This window comes from Flavobacterium sp. 5, assembly GCF_002813295.1.
In the GTDB taxonomy this organism is placed as follows: domain Bacteria; phylum Bacteroidota; class Bacteroidia; order Flavobacteriales; family Flavobacteriaceae; genus Flavobacterium.
Genome location: NZ_PHUE01000001.1, coordinates 2,063,977 through 2,085,635, shown reverse-complemented (window position 1 = coordinate 2,085,635; position 21,659 = coordinate 2,063,977). Strand labels below are relative to the sequence as shown.

General features: G+C 33.5%; 19 protein-coding genes. 3 read left to right on the top strand and 16 right to left on the bottom strand.

Annotation, left to right across the window (positions count from 1 at the left end; genetic code table 11):
• Positions 1-379: 379 nt before the first annotated feature.
• Positions 380-2,824, top strand: a complete 2,445-nt coding sequence (locus CLU82_RS08450) for a T9SS type A sorting domain-containing protein (RefSeq protein ID WP_100842680.1) — start codon at positions 380-382, stop codon at positions 2,822-2,824.
• Between the two features lie 67 nt (positions 2,825-2,891).
• Here the strand turns inward: CLU82_RS08450 and CLU82_RS08445 are convergent, their stop codons facing one another.
• The 5 genes from CLU82_RS08445 to CLU82_RS08425 all read right to left on the bottom strand — a co-directional run bounded on the left by CLU82_RS08445 (position 2,892) and on the right by CLU82_RS08425 (position 6,821).
• The gene (locus CLU82_RS08445; protein WP_100842679.1) at positions 2,892-3,407 is read right to left on the bottom strand and encodes a hypothetical protein; all 516 of its coding nucleotides are present in this window, start codon (positions 3,405-3,407) and stop codon (positions 2,892-2,894) included.
• A 6-nt stretch (positions 3,408-3,413) separates the two neighbouring features.
• A complete protein-coding gene (locus CLU82_RS08440; protein ID WP_100842678.1) occupies positions 3,414-4,112 on the bottom strand; it encodes a pirin in 699 nt (232 codons plus the stop codon).
• Between the two features lie 30 nt (positions 4,113-4,142).
• On the bottom strand, positions 4,143-4,877 hold the full coding sequence (locus CLU82_RS08435) for an intradiol ring-cleavage dioxygenase (protein WP_100842677.1): 735 nt from the start codon (positions 4,875-4,877) through the stop codon (positions 4,143-4,145).
• Positions 4,878-5,019: 142 nt separating this feature from the next.
• A complete protein-coding gene (locus CLU82_RS08430; RefSeq protein ID WP_100842676.1) occupies positions 5,020-5,709 on the bottom strand; it encodes a LytTR family DNA-binding domain-containing protein in 690 nt (229 codons plus the stop codon).
• The gene (locus CLU82_RS08425) at positions 5,706-6,821 is read right to left on the bottom strand and encodes a sensor histidine kinase (protein WP_100842675.1); all 1,116 of its coding nucleotides are present in this window, start codon (positions 6,819-6,821) and stop codon (positions 5,706-5,708) included. Before CLU82_RS08425 ends, CLU82_RS08430 begins: the two co-directional genes overlap by 4 nt.
• A gap of 225 nt (positions 6,822-7,046) precedes the next feature.
• Here CLU82_RS08425 and CLU82_RS08420 point away from each other — a divergent pair, with 225 nt between their 5' ends.
• Together CLU82_RS08420 and CLU82_RS08415 are read left to right on the top strand one after the other, a co-directional pair.
• On the top strand, positions 7,047-7,517 hold the full coding sequence (locus tag CLU82_RS08420; protein ID WP_100842674.1) for a CAP domain-containing protein: 471 nt from the start codon (positions 7,047-7,049) through the stop codon (positions 7,515-7,517).
• Between the two features lie 270 nt (positions 7,518-7,787).
• Positions 7,788-8,546 (top strand): glycosyl hydrolase, encoded by a 759-nt coding sequence (locus CLU82_RS08415; protein WP_100842673.1) that lies wholly within the window; start codon positions 7,788-7,790, stop codon positions 8,544-8,546.
• A 183-nt stretch (positions 8,547-8,729) separates the two neighbouring features.
• Here the strand turns inward: CLU82_RS08415 and CLU82_RS08410 are convergent, their stop codons facing one another.
• The 11 genes from CLU82_RS08410 to CLU82_RS08360 form a co-directional block, all read right to left on the bottom strand.
• Positions 8,730-9,344 carry an outer membrane beta-barrel protein gene (locus tag CLU82_RS08410; protein WP_100842672.1) on the bottom strand — a complete coding sequence of 205 codons (615 nt, stop codon included), beginning with the start codon at positions 9,342-9,344 and terminating at the stop codon, positions 8,730-8,732.
• Positions 9,345-9,529: 185 nt separating this feature from the next.
• Positions 9,530-10,186 (bottom strand): CoA transferase subunit B, encoded by a 657-nt coding sequence (locus CLU82_RS08405; RefSeq protein ID WP_100842671.1) that lies wholly within the window; start codon positions 10,184-10,186, stop codon positions 9,530-9,532.
• A 23-nt stretch (positions 10,187-10,209) separates the two neighbouring features.
• A complete protein-coding gene (locus tag CLU82_RS08400; protein WP_100842670.1) occupies positions 10,210-10,911 on the bottom strand; it encodes a CoA transferase subunit A in 702 nt (233 codons plus the stop codon).
• A 451-nt stretch (positions 10,912-11,362) separates the two neighbouring features.
• The gene (locus CLU82_RS08395) at positions 11,363-13,681 is read right to left on the bottom strand and encodes a penicillin-binding protein 1A (RefSeq protein ID WP_100842669.1); all 2,319 of its coding nucleotides are present in this window, start codon (positions 13,679-13,681) and stop codon (positions 11,363-11,365) included.
• A 9-nt stretch (positions 13,682-13,690) separates the two neighbouring features.
• Positions 13,691-14,170, bottom strand: a complete 480-nt coding sequence (locus CLU82_RS08390) for a gliding motility lipoprotein GldH (RefSeq protein ID WP_100842668.1) — start codon at positions 14,168-14,170, stop codon at positions 13,691-13,693.
• Entirely contained in the window at positions 14,154-15,548 is a 1,395-nt protein-coding gene (locus CLU82_RS08385; protein ID WP_100842667.1) for a regulatory iron-sulfur-containing complex subunit RicT, read from the bottom strand. The genes CLU82_RS08390 and CLU82_RS08385 overlap by 17 nt, the downstream gene beginning before the upstream one ends.
• A gap of 200 nt (positions 15,549-15,748) precedes the next feature.
• Positions 15,749-15,979, bottom strand: a complete 231-nt coding sequence (locus CLU82_RS08380) for a ferredoxin (RefSeq protein ID WP_100842666.1) — start codon at positions 15,977-15,979, stop codon at positions 15,749-15,751.
• Positions 15,979-17,220, bottom strand: a complete 1,242-nt coding sequence (locus tag CLU82_RS08375; protein WP_100842665.1) for a peptidase U32 family protein — start codon at positions 17,218-17,220, stop codon at positions 15,979-15,981. The genes CLU82_RS08380 and CLU82_RS08375 overlap by 1 nt, the downstream gene beginning before the upstream one ends.
• Positions 17,221-17,226: 6 nt before the next feature.
• A complete protein-coding gene (locus CLU82_RS08370; protein ID WP_100842664.1) occupies positions 17,227-18,594 on the bottom strand; it encodes a rhodanese-related sulfurtransferase in 1,368 nt (455 codons plus the stop codon).
• 318 nt (positions 18,595-18,912) lie between these two features.
• Entirely contained in the window at positions 18,913-20,613 is a 1,701-nt protein-coding gene (locus CLU82_RS08365; RefSeq protein WP_100842663.1) for a SulP family inorganic anion transporter, read from the bottom strand.
• A 22-nt stretch (positions 20,614-20,635) separates the two neighbouring features.
• Positions 20,636-21,607, bottom strand: a complete 972-nt coding sequence (locus CLU82_RS08360) for a polyphosphate kinase 2 family protein (RefSeq protein WP_100842662.1) — start codon at positions 21,605-21,607, stop codon at positions 20,636-20,638.
• Positions 21,608-21,659 lie beyond the last annotated feature (52 nt).

Genomic DNA, 21,659 nt, shown 5'->3' with positions numbered 1-21,659 from the left:
ACTTAAAATACCTATAAAGAAGTATTTTTTTGTGTTTAACTCAAATGTTTGTGAATGAGTTTGTTTAATAAAAAATAGAGAACAAATAAAAATGAAGGTAGAAGCCGTTTATGAAATTACCATAAATTATTTTTTCTGCTTTTAGTATTGCTGATGGTAAAAGGTTACTTCATTTTTTTTGGTTTAATTTCCTTTTTGAAGATAAAGAGCTGTTTTATCTGGGAGAGAGATATTTTGACTAGATTAAAAAAAGCTATGATTATTCTTGTTTTTTCGTGGTATTTCATAATATACATCAATATAAAAACTACATTTACCACTTAAACTAATAATCTTTTAGTTTAAGGAACCAAATAAATTAATCTTTCAAATACTGCGTATGAAGAAATTTTACTCATTGTTATTGCTTACTCTTTTCGGAATTTTATCATCTTATGCTCAAACCGTTGATGAAACTTTTGTAAAACCTATTCCTTATAAATCAGCAAAAGTTGCTGTAATAAAAGAACTTCCCGATGGAAAAATTTTATTGGGTGGAGATATTGGATTTTATAAAGACAAAACTGTAAAAAATCTTATCCGATTGAATGCTGATTATTCTCTTGATGAAACTTTTGTTTTCAATGGAGATCTTAAATTTAAAATAAAGGATGTTAAATTTCAGAGTAATGGTAATATTATAGTTTTAACAACTAGTGGGAATAGTGGATATGCTGATTATTTTATGTTATATCAACTTGATTCGAATGGTGGAATTATAAAGGAAGTTAGTACAATTTTTAACGCTACTTCTATTGCGGTTCAGGGTGATGATAAAATATTGGTTACTGGTGGAGAAATAGGTTATTATAGCTTTACAAGTTGTTATCTTCATAGATATAATAGTGATTTTTCATTAGATGAAACTTTTAATAATGATTTAGCTTTTAATGCTTCAACAAATACTGTTGTGGTTTCGAATGATGGTATATTTGTCAGTGGTTTATTTAGTTCTGTTGATGGAATTTCTAAAAATAGTATCGTAAAGTTGAAATTTGACGGAACAATTGATGATACATTTGATGTGGGTATAGGTGCAAAAGGCCGCACATTTTCTATGACACTTCAGAATAATGATAAATTAGTAATTGGAGGAAATTTTAAGCCTAGTACTGATTTAGTATCTAACGCAAATATGATTAGATTAAATACAGACGGTTCAATTGATAATAGTTTCTCTTGTGAGTATTATAGTTATGAGAACTCAACTGTTATAATAAAAGATACTTACATATACATTAGTGCCGGAATTAATAATGGTGTAGAATTTACTTTTTATATTATCCGACTTAATTCTGATGGATCGTTGGATGCTAGTTTTTCCCCTGGAAAATTAAATGAAACCAGTTATGATTTTACTATGGGTATAGTAGGTGATAAAATTTTATATAATAATTCTGAAAATACAGGAAATAAATATGGTGTATCCGTGTGCGATTTATCAGGTAGTCTATTGGAATCTTCTGAATTAAAAGCAAGCAGATTTGGTAGTTTTCAAATTGGTGATTATTTAGATGGTAAATTAGTTGTTTCAGGTGATTTTATAAAAGTTAATGATGTTGAGACTTTTGGCATTGCTTTGATGGATGAAAGTGGCACAGTTGATAAATCTTTTGTTTTGCCAAAATATTTAGGAGAAATCAGACAGTTCCAAATTGTAGATGATAATACTATTTTTGTTAGTACTATAAATAAATTATTAAAATTAAATAGTAAAGGTGAAGTTTTAAAAGATTTTGATTTTAAAACAGATACTCAATTGATTAACATGTATCAGTTTAAAGTTTTAAATGATGGTAAAATACTTGCTAGCGATTCAGGGACATTCTGTAAATTGAATGCAGACGGAACTGTAGAGCTAACTTTTAATTTTAATCCAATTGAAAATTTTTGGACTACAGCAGTTAAGTTTGAATTACAAGATGATAAAATTATTTGTGGAGTTATGTATACTACTTTTAATTCGGATCATCTTTATAAATTGTTGAGATTTAATTTAGATGGTTCAATTGATGAAACTTTTAATATAAACGGTTCAGGTCCGGATTATTCAATAGAGAAAATTAAAGTTCTTGATACTGGTGAAATTATTGTTGCAGGTGGTTTTAAAATTTTTAATGGGATTTCTGATGCTAATCAGGTCGTTAAACTTTCGAAAGATGGTGAAATGGATTTACCATTTAATGAAAATCAAAAAGCATCGCCAATTGGCTATAGTACAGACCATGGTTATGTGAAATTAGAGCAAGGTGGGGCAGTTTTATATATTACAGAAGTGGATGGAAAAGTAACTGCATTAAATCTTGATGGTACTTTTGTAAATAATTTCGAAATGCCAGCTGGAATAGATCAAGTCACGGATATTATTGCATTAGATGAAGAAACTGCATTAGTTACAAGTAAATCTAAAGCAAAATCAGTAGGTGATTTAGATAATTATATTTTTGCAATTGGTACACCAAGTAACTCGCAGTCATTTATTGTGAAAATTAATGTTGGTAAACCATCGGGTTCTTTATCTGTTGGTCCAACTCTGGAACAATTATCTTCAAGTATTCAGTTGTATCCAGTTCCAGTAAGTAGCCAAATGAATTTATCTTTTTCAAATTTAATTTCGCCAACTAAAATTTCAATTTATTCAATGAATGGAGCTGAATTATACTCAGCTAAAATACAAAGTGCAGATAGAACTGAAGTCGATATGTCTAAGTTTTCTTCGGGCACTTATATCGTAAAATTATATACTACTTCTGGGGAAACAATTAAAAAAGTTGTTAAAAAATAGATAACATTATTTAACCCAATTTTAAAACAAAAAACCGCTTATTAAAGCGTTTTTTTGTTTTTTTGAATCATGGAACAAAATCATTTTTTTGGTAATAACAAATAGATAAATTGGGTTGTATTGGATACATTACAGTCTCCCAACTGTTGGTATTTTCATTATTTTTAGAAACCAAATAATTGCTTTCGACAATATCAACCAATGTCAGCAATGGCGAATAAAATGTGATGCCTATTTTATGAATTGACCGGTCAGTCATATCTGTATTGATGATATCTAACTGATAATTTGTGAACTGGAAGTAGTTATTGCCAAGTACATCGGTTACACGATACAAATTCCCTTTTAATTGATCAATATAGCTATTAGCAGCAATTCCCACCAAATAATGCAATTGAATAGCCTTTTCATTTTCAGCCAATAATTCTCTAAATTGTTTTTTTGGATTTTCTTTTGAGTTAAATTGCTGATGTTGCATTACATATTCTTTGTACGTGTCTTCCCAAACGTATTGGTTCCATAAGTAGGAAGAAGTGCTATCAATAATTATTCTGTAAGCGAGTCTTATTTTGGCTTTGTACATAGTGGATTATAAATTTTCTGTTGGAACTTCAAACACTAATAAAATGGCATTTTCTGAGAGTGCTTCCCATTCTACTGTTTCTGTTTTCTTTAAACTCAAACCATCTTTTTCTTGTAATAATCTGTTTTCTACTTCAAATGCGCCCTTAATTACAAAAATGAAAAGACCATTAAAATTGTCTTTTAAAGCATAATAACCTTCTTTTCTACCATCATAAATGCCTATGAAACCCATTGTATTCGAGAAGTCAAAAAGTGGATTTAATCTATTTCTTTCAGAAAATCCAAAATCAAATCGATTTGTAGCTGGTTTAAAATTGGCAGTTTTTGTTGAGAACCAAATTTCTAAATAGCTTACGTTTTCTTTTTCATAGGGGTTAGAAACTTCAAGCGATATCCCTTTTCGTGCTGATATGTGTTTTATTTGTTCAATTCTAATGAAATCTTCATTATCTGTATCGTCTTTATAGGTAATTCCTCCAAAAAGAGGAAGGAATACTATTTCGGTGTCGGTGTCAATTAAGGTCAGTACTTTTTGTAAAGGAGCCAGTGTTATTTCATTAAAAACCTTCAAAGTGCCAAATGGTTTTCGAGACGAATCTTGATAAATTCCAAAGTTAAAAGTTGCTAAATTCAGAAAAACATCTGTTTTAATGACAGTTCTTAAATTGGATTTAAAAATTTGAGCAGGAGTTTGTTTTATCATTTTGAATAACTAAAAGAATTATACAATCGTTTAGCCAGCTACATTTATTGTGTGTGTCAAAATAAAACCATCTGAAACATTTCCAGTAATAGTTGACATTTCATTAGTAGTAGAGTCTGAAAAAACATTGTCTGATGCGTTATAAGTATATCCAGTTAGCCCTTTAGTATATCCATTTACACTTGATGCGTTTACTAGTGCTACTGCACTATCTGAACCTTCTGGAAATGCAATTTGAGTTACCAGTAATGAAGTTCCTGATGCGTTGTAAACATGTACGTGTATATGAGTCGCTCTGCCACTATACCATCCAGGAAAAATGGAAGTAAAATGTACTAGACCATTAGCATCTGTAGTTTGCCTTCCTCTCAAAAAATGCACGGAAGTAAAATCAGCTGATTGCATCGCTGTTCCACCATACTCAGAGTAATAGCCATCCTTGTCACAATGCCAAATATCTACAATCGCTCCTTCTAGTGCTGCACAGCTTGCATTAGTGTTTTTTATATTAATATTGACAGCAAATTCTACACCTGTTCTATTACTGGTAATATTTGAAGTAACTAATGATGTTGGATTTTTTGTTGGAAATGGCCCCGCCGTTTCTGATGTTGTTACTGAACACTCTCCTGATTCAGTTGTAGATCCTACTGCAGAATCAGTTGTGGTATCATCGTCTTTACTACATGCGTTAATCATGGGAATTATGGACAAAGAACCCAATCCAACTAAGCCCAACCCTCTTAAAAAATCTTTTCTTTCCATAATAAATGCAATTTTAAGGTTATGGTTGTAAAAGTATTTAAACTCTTGTGCGGATTATAATTTATGAGGTAATGCGATGATTTTAAGAGGTGAATATGCTAAAAACGTTGAATATTCATATTCTCAATCTGTTTTAAGCGTATTATTCTTTGTTTAGTAGTGCGAAAAATGTAGTTTCATAACTCGCACTTACAGGAATTTCTTGTTGGTTAATGTAGATTGTTTTATTGCGTACCTTCTCTATTTTAGATATAGAAACAATAAAAGAACGATGTACTCTTATGAATTCAGTTTCTGGCAGTTTTTCCAGTAAGGATTTCATGGTCATTCTGGCTACAATTGTTTTTTGATTTTGAATGTGAATTTTCAGGTAATCATCAAGTCCTTCAATATATAAAATATCAGAAATCAGAATTTTTATTAAGCTGTAATCAGCTCGGATAAAAAGATATTGCTGTTCTTGATTTTGATTTTGGGATTTCCATTGTGCAAATGCTCTTTCTACGGCTTGTTCAAACCGTATAAAAGAAATAGGTTTTAATAGATAATCTGTTGCACTCAGGGTGAATCCTTCTACAGCATATTCGGAGTAAGCCGTTGTGAATATCACCATGATTTTATGAGGTAAGTTTTTGCAGAAATCAATTCCTGATATAGCTGGCATGTTAATGTCAAGAAACAACAAATCGACAGGATATTTTTTCAAATATTTGAGCGCATCTTCCGATTTTGTAAATGTTTTCTGCAAATCAACACAGTCAATTCTATTGCAAAAACTTTGCAGAATTTCAAGAGCTGGCGGTTCATCATCAAGTGCAATTGCTTTTATCATCCTACTTTAATTGTTAAGTTTACCAGATACATTTTTGGAGTGTCATCAATGGATAAAACATGATTGTTGGGATACAAAAGCGTGAGTCTTTCGATAGTGTTTTGTAAACCAATACCACTGTCGGATTTTATGGATTGCACCTTATTATTAGAAACAAATAATGTCAGATAATCTTCAATAATGGTAATCTTGATGCAAATTTCGGAGTTTTCGTTTGGATTTACTCCGTGTTTGAAAGCATTTTCGATAAAAGAAATTAAAATAAGCGGTGTAATGGCTTTACCAGATGAATTTCCTTCCAATATATAATCAACAGTTACAGTATTTCCTAATCGGGTTTTTTGTAATAGTATGTAATTGTTGATATAATTGATTTCTTTGTCTAAAGCAATAACATCATCATTGGCATTTGTAATAATATAGCGCATCAATTCAGATAGCTGTACGACAGCATCGGCGGTTTTGTCATCTTTTTTTATGGCTAATGAATAAATGCTGTTCAAGGTATTGAATAAAAAATGTGGATTGATTTGAGCTTTTAAAAAAGACAATTCAGATTTCATTCTATCTTCTTCTACCTTTGAAAGACGAATTTTTATAGCAATAAATAAACTTGAAACAACACCAATAAGATATACTAAAATAGTATGGCTGTATTGTGTAGGCGGCCCTCCAAAGTGAGTTAAATCATTAAATTCAGCAGTAGGTATTTTATGTGAAAAAGGAATGTTTTGGTGATTAAAGCCCTTAGAAGGAGGTGGAGGCATTTGGCCAAATGGTAGTTGTCTCTGATTTCTGAAATCTAAAAAATTGAGATCTGGAGTATCAAAAATATTAGAGACCCAAAGAAAAAATAATAAAAAGAATAGCAAAATGGTGATATAACGAATTTGTTTTTCTTTAAAATAAATCCTGGGAATTAAAATGTAATAATTGAAATAGAAGAAAATCAGCAGTAAAAAATAGATGAAAAAGTAAATCCTATCGTGTGGATTGTTTGCTAAGTTTGGTAAACTAAAAATACTTCCATTAGTAGTAAAAGCATATGGTAAAAATAGAAATATAAAACACAAACAAAAGTGCATTACATAAAATGAAATATTTTTTTTCATAATGAAGTTAATTCTTCAAAAGTATGATTATTAAGGCTTCTAATAAAATTATTGCGGTAAAATTGAGTATTGTTGCGGTAGTTTTGGATGTAATGGAGAAGGTTTAATGGTTTTTTTGTTCAATTCCTATAATCAAAAAGTTGATTGGAGTATTTTGGGAAATCAATTATGCCCAAATAAACAAACAAACATTTTAATTATATTCGTTTTCAAAATAGTAGCAATATGAAGTTATATAAAGCCTTTTTCTTGTTTTTTCTTATAGTTTCTTGTCAAAATGACATTGATGATGTTATAGTAGATAGTGATGTTACCTCTACTGTTTTGGTTGAAATAAATAAATTAAGAGTAACAGGTTGTCAATGTGGAGAGGAATATATGCCTCCAGTTTCTCCTTTAGTTAGTAATTCTATATTGAGTAAAACGGCTATTAATCAGGCACATGATATGAATGTTCGAAATTACTTTGATCATATTTCACCAGAGGGAATAAGTCCAATTCAAAGAGCTGTGTATTTTGGCTATACAGGAACTTATGTTGGAGAGGTAATTGCAAAAAACTATACTAATTCTGTTGAAGTTGTTGCTGGTTGGAAAAATAGTCCAGATCATTGTAAAGCTATGATGGATGGAATTTATATTGAAATGGGTGCGGGAAAATCTGGTAGTATTTGGGTAGCTAATTTTGGAAAATAATTAGTTTTGATTATTGCTGATTTACTTTTTTGTAATAATTAAAGTACAAATTTTGTGTTTTTTAGCATAGATTATATTATTCGTAACGTTTTTAATTACTTATAGTCAATTATACCATAATTAATTCTGTTTTTTCATAATAATTAAATTATGTTTATATTTTTTTGATTAATATTGTCAATATCATTATTTTTTTACTAATAAATTGAATATATAAAAATAATATTTACATTTGACAATTATTAATTAAACTTTTAAAATTATATTTTTATGAAAAAAACAGTTTTATTTGCAGTATTAGTACTAGTATTTGTTGGATGTGAGACTCCTAGTATAAACAATGAATCAGAGGTAAAGGCTTCTTGGTCATCATCTGCTCAATATGCCAGTTGGGCAAATGGGGGATATACAGTTTACAACAACATTTGGGGTTCGGGAGCAGGTAGTCAGTCTATTTGGGCTAACACTTACAGTCAATGGGGTGTTTGGGCTAATCATCCTAATACAGGAGGAATCAAATCGTACCCAAATTCTACTAAATATATTGGAAAAAAACTTAGTGCTATAAATACGCTTAGTACTAGTTTCAATGCAACTACTCCGGCAGGAGGTGCATGGGAGTCTTGTTATGATCTTTGGGACAGTACAAATGCTAATGAAATTATGCTTTGGATGAATTATACTGGTAATGCAGATGGTAGCGGGAACGTAAAGCCAATTTCGTATAATTGGTCTGCCACTGGAGCAGCTGTTCCAGTTTATACAAATCAAAGTATTGGAGGGCATACATGGAATGTCTTTAGGGGAAATAATGGTTCTAATAATGTATATTCATTTTTGCGTACAACAAAAACTAACAGTGGTACAATAGATGCGAAAGCTATTTTTAATTGGATAAAAACTAAAGGTTGGATAGGGGATGTTACCGTTGGTAATATACAATATGGGTTTGAAATCACATCATCGTATGGGACAAATGCTGGAGGTTTAAATTATACATGTAATAGTTATTCAGTGACAAGTAACTAAAATAGTTAGATTACAATTTTTATTATAGTTGTATGTAAGTTTTATAATTAAGAATAGTATAAAAGGAGTAGTTGTTTTACAAATTAAACATCCTAACTCGGTATGTTTTGTTAAATAGATAAACTTGATTAAACAAAAAAAGCAACTCAAGATGAGTTGCTTTTTTATAAATATGTTTTTTTCTTATTTAAAGTTGAAACCGATGATAGCTCCTAAACCAAATTGGTAAGAATAAGCGTAATCCTGAACGGCTATAGGACCATAATAACCCCAGTATGTATCAGTACCAGCAGGAGCAATAGTTGATATAAGGTTAGCTTGAAGACTTACAGAAACAATAGAAGCTGTTTTTATTTTAACCCCGCCTTTAATTTCCCAAGCAAAGTTAGTGTCACTTCCGCCTTGCGGACCATCAACAATTGCCATACCTATTCCTCCTCCTAAATAAGGAACTGCATTACCACCATTATCAAAGTAGTGATTTCCTCCAATTAAGATGTAATTGAACGCTCCATTACCATTAACATTTTTACTACCAATAGCTGCTGGAACATTAGCACTAAAGGAAGTGTCAAGTCTTAAATATTTTAGTTCTACAGAAGAAGATTTTTGAGGGAAAAATTCAAATCCAGCTCCGTACGTAAAACCATCTCCAATTTTAATGTGTCCATAATCAAAGTTAACGTTGTTTGAGAACGTATAACTGCCATAAACATCAAGAACTACAGATCCTCTATCTTGTGCCATCATACCAGCAGAAAATAAGAATGCTATTAATACTAATTTGAAATTTTTCATAATTTTTTTGTTTGTGTTTGTTTATAACAAATATAAAAAAAAAATTAAAAATATTACAAATAATGTGTTAAATATGCTGGGATGTGTGATTAAATGATGTTACTTATTAGGGAGTTAACTATGTTTTTTGTTTTAAAGTTTATCTCAAAAAAAACAATTCCTACGAATTATTTTTTTAAATTTTGTTAATCAATTATCATTTCTGGAATATCTCCTTCTATAATCAAATTGGCTTCTGTAGAGGCAATAATATGTTCTACTGTTACACCTGAAGCACGTTCCAGTAGTTTAAAACCTTGTGGTGTGATTTCCAAAACAGCTAATTCGGTTACTACTTTTTTTACACAGCCGACACCTGTTAATGGTAAGGTACATTTTTTTAATATTTTGGACTCTCCAGCTTTGTTAACGTGCATCATAGCAACAATAATATTCTCTGCAGAAGCTACTAAGTCCATTGCTCCTCCCATTCCTTTAACCATTTTTCCAGGGATTTTCCAGTTGGCTATATCTCCGTTTTCGGAGACTTCCATAGCTCCAAGGATTGTTAAATCAACATGTTGTCCTCGAATCATTCCAAAACTAGTGGCTGAGTCAAAAAAAGATGCTCCTGGTAATGTTGTTATTGTTTGTTTTCCTGCGTTGATGATATCGGCATCTTCATCTCCTTCAAAAGGGAACGGGCCCATACCTAGGACGCCATTTTCGCTTTGAAATTCGACATCAATTCCTTTTGGGATATAGTTAGCCACCAAAGTTGGTATTCCGATGCCTAGATTCACGAAATATCGGTCTTTTAATTCTTGTGCAATTCGTTTTGCAATTCCTATTTTATCTAACATGTTTTTGCAGTATCAATTGTTAATTAGTTCTTGGAACGAACGGTGCGTTGCTCAATTCTCTTTTCGTAAATTTCTCCTTGAAAAATACGTTGTACTAAAATTCCAGGAGTATGAATTTGATTGGGATCTAATGTACCTGCTTCGACAAGTTCTTCAACTTCGGCTATAGTGATTTTGGCAGCACCAGCCATTGCAGGATTAAAATTTCTTGCAGTTCCTTTGAAGATGAGGTTTCCAGCTGTATCGCCTTTCCATGCTTTTATGATGGCAAAGTCGGCTTTGAACGCGTGCTCCATAATGTGCATTTTTCCATTAAATTCACGTACTTCTTTACCTTTGGCGACTTCGGTACCATAGCCAGCTGGGGTAAAAAAGGCAGGTATTCCTGCTTGAGCAGCTCTGCATCTTTCTGCCAACGTTCCTTGTGGGATAAGGTCTACTTCAAGTTCACCAGAAAGCATTTGGCGTTCGAACTCGGCATTTTCACCTACATAGGAAGAAATCATTTTTTTGATTTGTTTTTTTTGCAAAAGCAAACCTAATCCGAAATCATCTACACCTGCATTATTGGAAATACACGTTAAATTGTTGGTTTCTTTTTGAACTAATTCAGCGATGGAGTTTTCGGGTATGCCACATAATCCAAAACCACCAAGCATAAGGGTCATTCCGTTTTCAATTCCTTGAAGTGCTTCCTGAACAGTATTTACTTTTTTGTTAATCATACTAATTTATGTATTACGATATCGATTTCTTTGTGATTTTAAATAAATAACATTTCTTTATTTTCAATGAAGTATTATTATTTTAAGTATCAAATAACTAACATCAATTGAAATAAATGAATTTATTAAACAAATTTAATAAAATAATCGTAATAATTTATCTCTGTAATTTTTTTGTTTGACTGTCTTTGCGAGGGACGAAGCAATCACATTTAGTATGTCTATTCAAGTTGTTTTGCTCATGAGTTTGCTTTTAGTTTGAAAACTACTTTTTGTCATTTGAAACTTGAAGTTGCGTGAGGGATAGAAGCAAACTACCAAAGTAGTGCGGATAGCCCGACAGCAATAGAAAAAGGAGCCGAATAAGCGTATGCTATATTGGGCTCCTTTTTCTATTGCTGTCACGCCCAAATAGTTTTTATATCTATGTTGAGCTAGAACTGTATTTATTTTACAAAGAGAATTCTTCGGTGTCTTGTTCTGGAGTTGCAGTTGAATCTTTAACTACTGCAGGTCTCGGGGTGTAACAATCTACTTTGATAGAAAGATTGGCAGGTCTTTCAAAAGATTCTTTGGATATTTTTAAGTTTTCGTCTTTATAGCATTTGTCCATAAAATATCCCCAAATTGGTAAGGCCATTGCTGCTCCCTGTCCATAAGTAAGACTTTTGAAATGTGCCGAACGGTCTTCGCAACCTACCCAAACACCTGTTACAAGGTTAGGTACTATTCCCATAAACCAACCATCGGATTGGTTTTGTGAAGTTCCTGTTTTACCTGCAATTGGGTTTTTAAACATATACGGGTAACCTGTCCAGCGTTTGTCTCCATTTCCTCCGCCTTGTGTTCTCAATCTAGCTCCAGAACCACTTTCGGTTACACCTTCCAGCAATTTAATGATGGCAAAAGCAATGTCTTTATTTAAAACATCATGAGATTCAGGAATTGGTTCATAGATTACTTCGCCACTTTTATTCTCAATTTTGGATAAGAACTGTGGTTTAGTATAAACACCTTGATTAGCAAATGTGCTGAATGCCGCAACCATATCTTCAACAGTTATTTCTACAGCTCCTAAAGCGATCGAAGGTTGGGTTACAATTTCGGATTTCACTCCTAATTTATGAGTCAGTTCTATTACGGCCTCTGGGCTAACTTTGTCAATTAATTTCGCTGAAACGGTATTTATAGAGTATGCCAATGCTTGTTTTAGGGTTACCATTCCGCGGTAGTTATTATCGGAGTTTCTTGGTTCCCAATCTTCGGTTACGTGATGACGTCCTTTACGAATAATAAATGGTCCATCAAGAATCGAATCGCAAGGAGACATGTTTAATTGTTCTATAGCAGTTGCATACACAAATGGTTTGAATGTTGAACCTACTTGTCTGGCTCCTTGACCTACGTGATCATATTGGAAATATTTGTAGTTGATACCTCCAACCCAAACTTTGATATTACCCGTTTGTGGTTCCATTGACATTACACCAGCTTGTAAAAAGTGTTTGTAATAACGGATGGAATCCAACGGAGTCATAATAGTATCTCTTTCACCTTTCCAAGTGAAAACAGTCATTTTTGTTTTCTCACTAAAGGTTTTGATAATCTCATCATCGCTTTTGTCTTGCTCTTTCAAAACATCCCATCTGTGAGATGATTTCATCGCCTGATTAATAATGCGTTCGGTCTCTGCTTCAGAAATGTTTACAAAAGGAGCATTTTTATTGCCTTTGGATTGTATGAAAAATTCTTCCTGCATATTGGCCATGTGTGCAGAAACAGCTTCTTCAGCGTAAGCCTGCATTCTTGAATCAATTGTAGTGTAGATTTTTAAACCGTCTTTGTAAATATCGTAGTCAGATCCATCGGGCTTTTTATTTTCTTCTACCCATTTTTTCATATACTCACGAAGGTATTCTCTAAAGTAAGTAGCAGTCCCTTCTCTGTGACTTTCTAATTTGAAATGTAAAGTGATAGGCAAGCTCTGTAATTGGATTTTTTGATCTTCAGAAATGATGTGTGCTTTTTCCATTTGATGAAGCACTACATTTCTTCTGTTTTTTACACCAACAGGATTTTTAACAGGATTGTATAGTCCAGAGTTTTTGAACATCCCTACTAAAATAGCTGATTCATCTATGGTCAGATCTTTTGGAGCTTTAGAAAAATAAGTTTGCGCTGCAGAACTAACTCCTACTGAATAATTACCAAAGTCATACACATTGCAATACATCGCAATGATTTCGTTTTTGGTATATTGTCTTTCCAATCGAATGGCAATAATCCATTCTTTCATTTTTTGAACAATACGGAAAGGTAAAAATTTTGAACCTTCACCGTGAAATAATTGTTTAGCCAATTGTTGGGTCAAGGTACTCGCTCCACCGCTTCTTCCTAAACTTGCGATTGCTCTTAGTGTTCCTCTTCCGTCAATACCAGAATGCTCATAAAAACGGGCATCTTCGGTAGCAACTAAGGCTTGTACAAGGTTTTTTGGTAGATCAGAATATTTTAATTGAGAACGGTTTTGTTTGAAATATTTACCTAAAACAACTCCGTCTGAAGAGATGATTTCAGTAGCTAAATTAGAATCTGGATTTTCTAAATCTTCAAATGAAGGCATAGATCCAAAGATACCCCATGAGGCAAGCAGGAAGAATAAAGCAATAATTCCCAGTCCGGAGAAGTAAATTTTCCAAAATTTTCTGGAATAATATTTCACATCTTTATTGATGCTTTTTGTCTGAGGGTTATTTTTTTTGATAGCCATAATCGCGTTCTAATCTTTTTTTTCTATTCTAAAACCTACTTCGGTAATTCCGTCTAAAAAAGCTACACCAGGTACTTTTCCATTTTCTCTCACCGCTTGTTTAATATGTACTTTGTAATTTCCTCTAAAGCGAACATTCTCTTTATAGTAGAGTTTACTCTCTTTGATATCTGTAAAACCATCACCTAATAATGTTCCGTCAGGTTCAGCCATTTGGTATTCTAAGGTGTCTACTTTGGTATAACCATTTGGACTTTCTAAAGACACAATCAGAAAGAGATTGCTGTATTTGTAATTGTTGTTATCTCTTAAATTCACATACAAATCATATCTCTTTGTTGAATCTAAAACAGGTAAGTCAAAAGTAACAATACTATCTTTGTTCCAGGCGCTTCCTACAGATTTATACTCATCAAAAACTCTTTTTTTATCACACGAAAAAAGGAGTACTGCTACAAAAAACAGTAAAAGACTATTCTTTATTCTCATTTTTTTTAATAATTATTGGTTTTCTAGGCTCTTCTGTTTTATTCTCTGCGGAAGGAGGGCGATTGTTATTATTTTTATTGCGATTCTTGTTTTTATTGCGATTCTTGTTAGCGCTGTTTGGATTCGGGTTTTCTTTAACCGGAACTTCTTTGTCGGCAGTATTTGCATTCGGGGCATTTGGCGCTGCGCTTTTTTGTATAGCAGGCTGCTTGTTTGCATTGTTAGGAACAATAGCTTTTTCTCCTGCAGGTCTCGGTTTTTTGTTGTTTGGTTTTTTCTTCCTTTTTGGCTGATCAAAACGCGTTAAACTTTCCTGACCCATCGCATTATTGAAATTTTGTTCTGGTTCGACAACAACTTCAATAGCATAATCCTCTAATGATGAAACTTTGTTTTTGAGTTTGTTCTCTGCAATAATTTCTTTAACCTGATCAATTTTCAAGATATGCCAGTTAGCATAATTGCCAACGTAGGCAAACCACATAAGTCCTTTGAAGATATCTTGTTTTTGACAAACGGCATCTCCTTTTTCGGTAACTAATTTGGTTTCAAACTCTGGAAAATCCTTTAAGGCATCCATGTAAGTATCTAGTTCGTAATTCAGGCAGCATTTCAATTTTCCACATTGACCAGCAAGTTTTTGTGGGTTTAGAGATAATTGCTGGTAACGTGCAGCAGATGTATTTACGCTTCTGAAATCAGTTAACCAAGTCGAACAACATAATTCTCTACCGCAAGAACCGATTCCGCCTAAACGAGCAGCTTCCTGACGGAAACCTACTTGTTTCATCTCTACTCTAGTACTGAATTCCTTAGCAAAGTCTTTGATTAAAAGTCTAAAATCGACTCTGTCATTGGCAGTATAGTAGAAAGTAGCTTTTGATCCGTCTCCTTGAAATTCGATATCCGAAATTTTCATTTCCAGCTTTTGGGCAATAGCCAATTCACGAGCTCGTACTTTCATAGGCTCTTCTTTGTTTCGGGCTGTTGTCCAGATATCAATGTCTTTTTGAGAAGCTTTTCGATAGATTTTAGGAACCTCATTGCTAGTATGATTTACTCCTTTTTTCTTCATTTGAATTTTTACCAATTCTCCTGTAAGAGTTACAATTCCTATATCGTGCCCAGGGGATGCAACAGTTGCTACAATATCTCCTATGCTTAAAGTTAAATTCTCGGTATTACGGTAAAATTCTTTTCTCCCGTTTTTAAAACGGACTTCCACACAATCAAAAGGAGCTTCTCCATTAGGCAAATTCATGTTCGAAAGCCAGTCAAAAACCGTTAATTTATTGCAGCTATCGGTGCCGCAAGTCCCATTATTTTTACAACCCTTTGGTGCACCACCATCTGAAGTTGAACAACTTGTACATGCCATAATAATATATGTAGTATTGCTATAAAAGCAATTTAAGTTCTTAAAAGATTTAATGGGTAAAGATAGTACTTTTTTGGTTTATGTTACAAGAACTGTAATCTTCAAAAAATCATAAATTTATACTAAAGAAAAACTACTGATATCATATTGCTTTATCGAAATATAGCGATAAATATAAAGGATTGTTAAAGAAAATATTTTTAGGTTTCTTTTATAGAAATGATTTTCACGGGACAGGCTTTGGCAGCGAGTTCACAACTTTCGGTTATAGCGTGGTCAGCTGATTTTAAAGTGTAAAAACCTTTGGCATTTACACTTTTAATCAACACTGATTTTCCGTCTTTTTTGGACATTTGAAATTGCACCGGCGCCATTTCTACGCAGTAATTACACCCAATACATTTGTCTCTTTGAAGCGTTACAATAACCATTAGGCTTCGACTATTTTGTATAATTTATCAGACATTCGGATTCTGAAAGGCATTTTCAAAGTACAATCGTCTCCTTTTGTTGCTTTTTCAGAAACAACATCATTGACATACATTTCGTTGATAATCATTTCCTGAGCTCCTGTGCTTGGACCAGTAACTAATATTTTATCGCCAATTTTTATATCGTATGCTTCAATTTTAAATTGACCAATTTCGGCTTTTGGAAAAAAATGAGTTCCTTTTCCAACATAGACTTTCTTTTGAGTCGCAACAGATCCCGAAACATCGCTCCATTCTCCCAATTCTTGTCCAAGATAATAACCTGACCAAAAACCACGATTGTAAACGGTGTTTAAATCTTCCATCCAAAGCGCGATTTTCTCTTTGGTAAAGGTTCTTTCATAATAACTATCGATAGCTTCTCGGTAGGTTTTAATAACAGTTGCCACATATTCTGGAGCGCGACCTCTGCCTTCGATTTTCAATACCTGAATGCCCGAATCTATTACCTGATCTAGAAAATCAAGAGTACATAAATCTTTTGGTGACATCATGTATTCGTTATCCAATTCGATTTCAAAACCACTTTCCTGATCGATAACGGTATATTTCTTGCGACAGTTTTGTTTACAGGCACCACGATTTGCAGAAGAATTATGAGAGTGTAAACTCAAATAACATTTTCCAGAAACCGCCATACATAAAGCTCCGTGACCGAAGATTTCAATTTCTACCAATTTGCCATTTGGTCCTTTGATTTGTTCTTTCTCGATTTGTTCGGTGATTTTTTTTACTTGGCGTAAACTTAATTCACGACTCAAAACCATCGTATCAGCAAACAAACTGTAAAACTTGATGGTTTCTATATTGGTAATATTCAATTGCGTTGAAATATGTACTTCCATCCCGATGCCTCTTGCCATAGCAATAACGGCCTGGTCGGAAGCTATTACAGCGGTGATATTGGCTTTTTTGGCTTTGTTTAATAATGTTTTTACAACCGATAAATCGTGATCGTAAATAATCGTGTTCAAAGTCAAATAACTTCTAACATTTTTGGCTTCGCAACGACGTGCTATTTCTGGTAAATCATCCATCGTGAAATTGACTGTTGCACGAGCACGCATGTTCAATTGTTCTACTCCAAAATATACAGAATCGGCACCATTATCTAATCCAGCCTGAAGCGACTCAAAGTTCCCAGCGGGAGCCATAAGTTCAATTTTTTTGTTCGTTGTCATGATAAGTTATTCTAAAATCTTATAAATTTTATCAGACAATCTAATTCTAAAAGGAACTTTGAAAGTAACTACATCACCAGAAACAGCTTTTTCTGATTCAATATCATTAACAAACATCTTGTCGATTACTAATTTTTGCTCTCCAGTTGTTGAACCTTTGATTAAAATAGTATCTCCAATATTAATTTCGTTTTCTTCAATTAAAAATTGGGCAATTGATGGCTTTGGAAAAAAGTGAGTTCCTTGACCGATGTATTGTTTTTTAATTTTAGGCTCTTTTTTTACGAGAGGTTTTGACTTTATTAATTCGCTAAGATTTGGAACATTAGCCAAAGGGTCGTGATTGTTTTTGAAAGTCAATACATCCGATTTTCCTTTTTTGAAGATTTTATTTCCGTTTTTAATTCCTCTTCGAATGGCTTTTTGTTCTTCTTCTGGCAAATGGATTATTTCTACACATTCTGGAGAACAACAACCGTGCATTTTTTCTTTACAGGAATCACATTGAATGAAAAGTAAGTGACAGCCTTCATTAACACAATTCGTATGAACATCGCAAGGTTCGCCACATTGATGGCATTGTGAAACGATATCGTCTGTAATTCTCTCGCCTAAGCGATGATCAAATACGAAGTTTTTACCAATGAATTTACTTTCTAATCCTTCTTCCTTAATTTGCTTTGCATAATTAATAATTCCCCCTTCTAGTTGAAATACATTTTTAAAACCTTGATGTTTAAAGTAAGCAGAGGCTTTCTCGCAACGGATTCCTCCAGTGCAATACATAACTAAATTTTTATCTTCTTTAAAATCTTGTAATTGCTCATTGATGATAGGCAAAGATTCACGAAATGTATCTACATCAGGTGTAATGGCACCTTTAAAATAACCAATTTCACTTTCATAATGATTTCTAAAATCAACTACAATTGTGTTTGGGTTTTCTAAAATTTCATTAAATTCCTTTGCTTTTAAATGAATTCCGATATTGGTTACATCAAAAGTATCGTCGTTCAAACCGTCGGCAACAATTTTATCGCGGACTTTTACAGTTAATTTCAAAAACGAATGGTCGTCATGTTCTACGGCAATATTCAATCGCATATCTTTCATAAAATCATACGCTTCAACAGTATCTTTGAATGCGTAGAAATTATCCGCAGGTAAAGACAATTGAGCGTTGATTCCTTCGTGGGCTACATAAATTCGGCCTAAAACCCCAAGTGGATCCCAAGCTAAGAATAAATCGTTACGAAATTGAGTTGGATTTGAAATTTGCGCATAAGCATAGAAAGACAACGTTAATCGTTGTTTTCCGGCATCATCAATCATGATGGCTCTTTCTTCTGCGCTTAAAGTGTTGTACAGTTGCATGCTATAAACTAATTTAAGTTGAGAAATATAAGTTGATTTGAAATAAAATGTATTTGAAATCGGGCGCAAAAATAAGGAACTTTTACGGTTTTTGAACGGTCTTTGGCGGAATATTATGATTTGTTCTTGTTGATGTAGATTTGTTTTTCACGCAGATTTGGCAGATTTTTTGGTAATGATCTGCAAATTTGTATGAAATTATTTTACTGATAAAGTTTAATTTAATCGCGAATGTTGGGTGAGGGATAGAAATAAGCTACCAAAGTAGCATGGATAGCCCGACAGCTGCTAGAGGAAACGGCAATGACGACAAAGAAACTAGCCGTTTTCTCTAGTAGGTGGCACTTCCAAATTAGAATTAATCGCACTAACTACTAAATCATCGACAGAAACACTTCGGCTGATGTGACCCAAAAGTGTCTCCAGATTTTCGGAGCGTAAAGAATCGCGAACTTCGGAACGGGCTTCGGCAACTTTGAGAGAAATATTCTTTGATTTTAAATCTATAAAAAGCTGTTTTAAAAACCGAGATCCAGCAATATCAATACGTGGAGAGGAATTGAGGTCTAGTATCACAGCTTTAACCGAATCGGATTCGCTATTAATTTTCTCCCAAATTCGTTCTTTGATGTGTTCGACATTGAAATAAAAAATAGAAGATTCTATTCTCACAATCAATATTCCTGCAATGCTTTCGTTGTCTGGATGACGAACTATATCTGTATAGCGTTTGGTATTTGGTATTCTGCCCAAAAAGGCAACATTTGGTTTTGAAGTTGCTTTTATTAACAGCAATAAAGTTACGATCGCGGCGAGTAAAACACCAGTCAGGATTCCCCAAATGAGTACTCCTACCAACGCAATCATAGCAACATAAAATTCCTGTTTGTTTATTTTGTAGAGATGTTTGATTTCTTCGAGGTCAAATAATCCTCGGATGGCAACCAAAACAATGGATGCTAAAATCACAGTAGGCAAATTTTGAAGAAACCCAGTTAAAAACAGTAGACAAAAAGCAATAGCAACTGAGGCAAATACTAAGGATAATGGTGTTTTTGCTCCTGCGCTGTCGTTTACAGCAGATTGTGATAATCCTCCAGCAACGGGATATCCTTGTCCAAGTGCTACAGCTGCATTGGCTATTCCGAGTGCCAATAATTCTTGACGAGCATCGATGATATAACCATTTTTTTGGGCTAATGTTCTGCCTGCCGAAACACTTTCGATATACGATAATAAAAAACAAGCCAAGGCTAAAGGCAGAACGCCATCGACATCCTTAATGCGTAAAGTAGGCAAATGAAATTCGGGTAATCCTGTTGGAATTACTCCAACAGTTGAGAATCCATGATGTGCTAAGGATGTTGTCGAAATGAGTATAATCGATAGTGTTACAATTAATATCGCGATGGGTTTACCTGGGAGAATTTTTTCGCCAACAATTAGAATGATAATCGCAGTAATACCAAAAATAAAAACCGAAAGATTGGTATCTGGAAGCTGTTGAAAAAGTGTAAAAATACGATCTAAGAAATTTTCACCGCCACCTTTTACACCAAAAAGTTTGGGTAATTGAGTCAATCCAATAGTTATGGCAGCGCCCGCTTTGAATCCAACCAAAACGGTTTCGCTAATAAAATTGATAATGCCACTTAATCGCAATAGATAAGCGAGTATGGCTAGGACTGAAAATACCAGAGCTGTGAGTGAGGCTATATCTGCCCATCGTTGTATATCACCATTGGCCATTGTAGCAATTGTAGTGCCTATCAATAATGAAATTGCAGATGTTGGACCAATAGCAAGCTGCTTACTTGTACCCAAAATAGAATAAAATAATCCGCCAATGAGATAGCCATAAATTCCATATTGCGGAGGCAGACCCGCAAGAGTAGCATACGCCATTGATACTGGAATTCCATAGGCGGCTAGTGTTATTCCAGCTGTAAAGTCTTTTTTTAGGTCTGGGGTTTTGTAATCTTTAATCCAAGCTGTGGCTGGAAATAATTTAGAGATCATAATTTAAGATTCTAGAGGGGATTTAGTCTTTTTCGTTTAGCAATGCTCTTTTGACCTCTTGTAATTCAGCTATTTTTGCTTCGCTTACTTTTGGATATTCTAAATCCAGTTCTTCCAGCGCTGTTATGATTGCTGATGCAACTGCAATACGGGCATAGGATTTATTATCGGCAGGTATAACATACCAAGGTGATTTTTTGGTAGAGGTTTCTTTGATTAAATCTTCGTAAGCATTCATATAGTCATCCCAATATCCGCGTTCCTTAGCATCTGCAGCGCTGAATTTCCAGTTTTTGTCTGGGTCGTCTACGCGCTCTATAAAACGTTTTTTCTGTTCTTTCTTGGAGACGTTAAGGAAAAATTTGATAACGATAGTTCCATTTCTGTTCAGGTATTTTTCGAAGTTGCGAATGTCTTCAAAACGATTTTCCCAAATGTCTTTGGTAAATAATTTTTCCGGGAGTTTTTGGCTTTTTAAAATTTGTTCATGCACACGAACGACTAATAGTTCTTCATAATAAGAGCGGTTAAAAATACCAATACGCCCACGTTCAGGCAGATGCTTTTGGCAACGCCATAAAAAATCATGATCTAAATCCTCAGAACTTGGAGCTTTAAAAGAAAAAACCTGGCATCCTTGTGGATTGATACCCGACATAACGTGTTTGATGGCTCCGTCTTTTCCTGCAGCATCCATTGCTTGAAAAATGAGCAATACTGACCATTTGTCTTGTGCATACAATATATCTTGCAGTTTTGCCAGAGCTTCAACACCTATTTCTAACGTTTGCTTTACTAATGGCTTTCCTTCATCGCCTAATTTAAAATCGGCTTTGGTTTCATAATCCTTAAGCTTAAAACCGTCTCCATCTCCAACGCAATATTGCTTAGAAAATTTTTTAGCTCTTTGAACTAATTCTTTTCTGCTTAAAGTGCTCATATCTATTAGTTTTTCTTCCAATTCTTCTGATTCTTTTTTATTAGATTTTGACATAATTTAAAATTTAATATTACTAAATGTGTATGTAGTTTTAAATGACAAATGA

Excerpts from the sequence above, each read along its gene's own strand:
- CLU82_RS08365 (WP_100842663.1), bottom strand. The coding sequence starts at position 20,613 with ATGATCTCTAAATTATTTCCAGCCACAGCTTGGATTAAAGATTACAAA.
- CLU82_RS08360 (WP_100842662.1), bottom strand. The coding sequence starts at position 21,607 with ATGTCAAAATCTAATAAAAAAGAATCAGAAGAATTGGAAGAAAAACTA.
- CLU82_RS08400 (WP_100842670.1), bottom strand. The coding sequence starts at position 10,911 with ATGATTAACAAAAAAGTAAATACTGTTCAGGAAGCACTTCAAGGAATT.
- CLU82_RS08370 (WP_100842664.1), bottom strand. The coding sequence starts at position 18,594 with ATGCAACTGTACAACACTTTAAGCGCAGAAGAAAGAGCCATCATGATT.
- CLU82_RS08450 (WP_100842680.1), top strand. The coding sequence starts at position 380 with ATGAAGAAATTTTACTCATTGTTATTGCTTACTCTTTTCGGAATTTTA.
- CLU82_RS08440 (WP_100842678.1), bottom strand. The coding sequence starts at position 4,112 with ATGATAAAACAAACTCCTGCTCAAATTTTTAAATCCAATTTAAGAACT.
- CLU82_RS08410 (WP_100842672.1), bottom strand. The coding sequence starts at position 9,344 with ATGAAAAATTTCAAATTAGTATTAATAGCATTCTTATTTTCTGCTGGT.
- CLU82_RS08435 (WP_100842677.1), bottom strand. The coding sequence starts at position 4,877 with ATGGAAAGAAAAGATTTTTTAAGAGGGTTGGGCTTAGTTGGATTGGGT.
- CLU82_RS08390 (WP_100842668.1), bottom strand. The coding sequence starts at position 14,170 with ATGAGAATAAAGAATAGTCTTTTACTGTTTTTTGTAGCAGTACTCCTT.
- CLU82_RS08405 (WP_100842671.1), bottom strand. The coding sequence starts at position 10,186 with ATGTTAGATAAAATAGGAATTGCAAAACGAATTGCACAAGAATTAAAA.
- CLU82_RS08445 (WP_100842679.1), bottom strand. The coding sequence starts at position 3,407 with ATGTACAAAGCCAAAATAAGACTCGCTTACAGAATAATTATTGATAGC.
- CLU82_RS08420 (WP_100842674.1), top strand. The coding sequence starts at position 7,047 with ATGAAGTTATATAAAGCCTTTTTCTTGTTTTTTCTTATAGTTTCTTGT.
- CLU82_RS08375 (WP_100842665.1), bottom strand. The coding sequence starts at position 17,220 with ATGACAACGAACAAAAAAATTGAACTTATGGCTCCCGCTGGGAACTTT.
- CLU82_RS08415 (WP_100842673.1), top strand. The coding sequence starts at position 7,788 with ATGAAAAAAACAGTTTTATTTGCAGTATTAGTACTAGTATTTGTTGGA.
- CLU82_RS08425 (WP_100842675.1), bottom strand. The coding sequence starts at position 6,821 with ATGAAAAAAAATATTTCATTTTATGTAATGCACTTTTGTTTGTGTTTT.
- CLU82_RS08430 (WP_100842676.1), bottom strand. The coding sequence starts at position 5,709 with ATGATAAAAGCAATTGCACTTGATGATGAACCGCCAGCTCTTGAAATT.
- CLU82_RS08380 (WP_100842666.1), bottom strand. The coding sequence starts at position 15,979 with ATGGTTATTGTAACGCTTCAAAGAGACAAATGTATTGGGTGTAATTAC.
- CLU82_RS08395 (WP_100842669.1), bottom strand. The coding sequence starts at position 13,681 with ATGGCTATCAAAAAAAATAACCCTCAGACAAAAAGCATCAATAAAGAT.
- CLU82_RS08385 (WP_100842667.1), bottom strand. The coding sequence starts at position 15,548 with ATGGCATGTACAAGTTGTTCAACTTCAGATGGTGGTGCACCAAAGGGT.